Origin of the sequence: Kitasatospora sp. NPDC007106 (genome assembly GCF_040634455.1) — a bacterium.
Taxonomy (GTDB): Bacteria; Actinomycetota; Actinomycetes; order Streptomycetales; family Streptomycetaceae; genus Kitasatospora; species Kitasatospora arboriphila.
The window spans coordinates 1-2,677 of record NZ_JBEYFP010000781.1; the positions used below are offsets into that span (position 1 = coordinate 1).

General features: G+C 71.8%; 2 protein-coding genes. Both read left to right on the plus strand.

The window, feature by feature from the left end; all coding sequences use genetic code 11:
- Positions 1-1,619 (plus strand): methylmalonyl-CoA mutase (scpA, locus tag ABZ641_RS32250; protein WP_359987585.1); only part of this gene is annotated, 1,619 nt, incomplete at its 5' end.
- A gap of 11 nt (positions 1,620-1,630) precedes the next feature.
- Complete coding sequence (gene meaB / locus ABZ641_RS32255) at positions 1,631-2,620, plus strand: methylmalonyl Co-A mutase-associated GTPase MeaB (RefSeq protein ID WP_344625528.1); 990 nt, start codon at positions 1,631-1,633, stop codon at positions 2,618-2,620.
- The last annotated feature ends 57 nt before the right edge of the window (positions 2,621-2,677 follow it).

Consider the following 2,677-nt stretch of genomic DNA (forward strand, 5'->3'; position numbering starts at 1 on the left):
CGGGGACCATCCAGAACGACATCCTCAAGGAGTTCATGGTCCGCAACACGTACATCTACCCGCCGCAGCCCTCGATGCGGATCATCTCGGACATCTTCGCGTACACCTCGCAGAAGATGCCGCGGTACAACTCGATCTCCATCTCGGGCTACCACATCCAGGAGGCCGGAGCCACGGCCGACCTGGAGCTGGCGTACACCCTCGCGGACGGTGTGGAGTACCTGCGGGCCGGCCTCGGCGCCGGACTGGACGTGGACGCCTTCGCGCCGCGGCTGTCGTTCTTCTGGGCGATCGGCATGAACTTCTTCATGGAGGTCGCCAAGCTGCGCGCGGCCCGGCTGCTGTGGGCCAAGCTGGTCAAGCAGTTCGACCCGCAGAACGCCAAGTCGCTGTCGCTGCGCACCCATTCGCAGACCTCCGGCTGGTCGCTCACCGCGCAGGACGTGTTCAACAACGTCACCCGCACCTGCGTGGAGGCGATGGCGGCGACCCAGGGCCACACCCAGTCGCTGCACACCAACGCCCTCGACGAGGCGCTCGCCCTGCCGACCGACTTCTCGGCCCGGATCGCCCGCAACACCCAGCTGATGCTGCAGCAGGAGTCCGGCACCTGCCGGGTCATCGACCCGTGGGGCGGCTCGGCGTACGTCGAGAAGCTCACCCACGACCTGGCCCGCCGCGCCTGGCAGCACATCCAGGAGGTCGAGGCGGCCGGCGGCATGGCCAAGGCGATCGACGCGGGCATCCCCAAGCTTCGCGTCGAGGAGGCCGCCGCCCGCACCCAGGCGCGGATCGACTCCGGCCGCCAGCCGGTGATCGGCGTCAACAAGTACCGGGTCGCCAACGACGAGCAGATCGACGTCCTCAAGGTCGACAACTCCTCGGTGCGCGCCCAGCAGATCGAGAAGCTCCGCCGGCTGCGCGCCGAGCGCGACGAGCAGGTCTGCCAGGACGCCCTGCACGCGCTCACCCGGGCCGCCGAGGCCGGCCCGCAGGGCGCCTCGCTGGACGGCAACCTGCTGGCGCTCGCGGTGAACGCCGCCCGTGCCAAGGCCACCGTCGGCGAGATCTCCGACGCACTCGAGAAGGTGTACGGCCGGCACTCCGGGCAGATCCGTACCATCTCCGGTGTGTACCGAGACGAAGCAGGCCCCTCCACCTCGCTGCAGCGCACCCGCGACCTCGTCGAGCGCTTCGAGGAGGCCGAGGGCCGCCGCCCCCGCATCCTGGTCGCCAAGATGGGCCAGGACGGCCACGACCGCGGCCAGAAGGTGATCGCCACCGCCTTCGCCGACCTCGGCTTCACCGTCGACGTCGGCCCGCTGTTCCAGACCCCGGCGGAGGTCGCCCGGCAGGCCGTCGAGGCCGACGTGCACATCGTCGGCGTCTCCTCGCTGGCGGCCGGCCACCTCACCCTGGTGCCGGCGCTGAAGGCCGAACTCGCCGAGGCCGGACGCGAGGACATCACCATCGTGGTCGGCGGCGTGATCCCGCCGCAGGACATCCCGACGCTCCTGGAGATGGGCGCCGCCGCGGTCTTCCCGCCCGGCACCGTGATCCCGGACGCCGCCCACGACCTGCTCACCTCGCTCGCCGCCGACCTCGGCCACGAGCTGTGAGCCGCTGAGCCGTGGCCCGGACGATCGACCTCGACCAGTACCGGCAGGGTGTCCTGGACGGCTCGCGCGCCTGGATCGCGCGGGCCATCACCCTCGTCGAGTCCATCCGGCCCGACCACCGCGAGCTCGCCCAGCGGCTGCTGGTCGACCTGCTGCCGCACTCCGGCCGGGCCGTCCGGGTCGGCATCACCGGTGTCCCCGGTGTGGGCAAGTCGACCTTCATCGAGGCCCTCGGCACCATGCTCACCGGCATGGGGCACAGGGTCGCGGTGCTCGCCGTCGACCCGACGTCCAGCCGGACGGGCGGCTCCATCCTCGGCGACAAGACGCGGATGGAGAAGCTCTCCGTCGACCCGAACGCCTTCGTCCGGCCCTCCCCCACCTCCGGGACGCTCGGCGGCGTGGCCCGCGCCACCCGCGAGTCCATGGTGGTGATGGAGGCCGCCGGCTACGACGTCGTCCTGGTGGAGACGGTCGGCGTCGGGCAGTCGGAGACCACCGTGGCGGGCATGGTGGACTCCTTCCTGCTGCTCACCCTCGCCCGTACCGGCGACCAGCTCCAGGGCATCAAGAAGGGCGTCCTGGAGCTGGCCGACCTGGTCGCCGTCAACAAGGCGGACGGCCCGCACGAGCGGGACGCCAAGGCCGCCGCCCGCGAACTGGCCGGCGCCCTGCGGCTGCTCCAGCCGCCGGACGCCGCCTGGACACCGCCGGTGCTCACCTGCAGCGGCCTCGGCGGCCTCGGGCTGGACGTCCTCTGGGACCGCCTCCAGCAGCACCGCAGCCTGCTCGACGCCACCGGCGCCCTGGACGCCAAGCGGCGCGACCAGCAGGTCGACTGGACGTGGGCGATGGTCCACGACCAGCTGCTCGCCCGGCTCCGCGAGCACCCCGAGGTGCGGCGGCTCGTCCCCGTCGTGGAGGAGCAGGTCCGGCAGGGCACCCTGACCGCGACCCTGGCCGCCCAGCGCATCCTGGACGGCTTCGGCACGGCGAACTGACCCCGCGGCAACCTCCCGAGGGATGTCCTCCCCACACCCCCCCCCCCTATCATATAC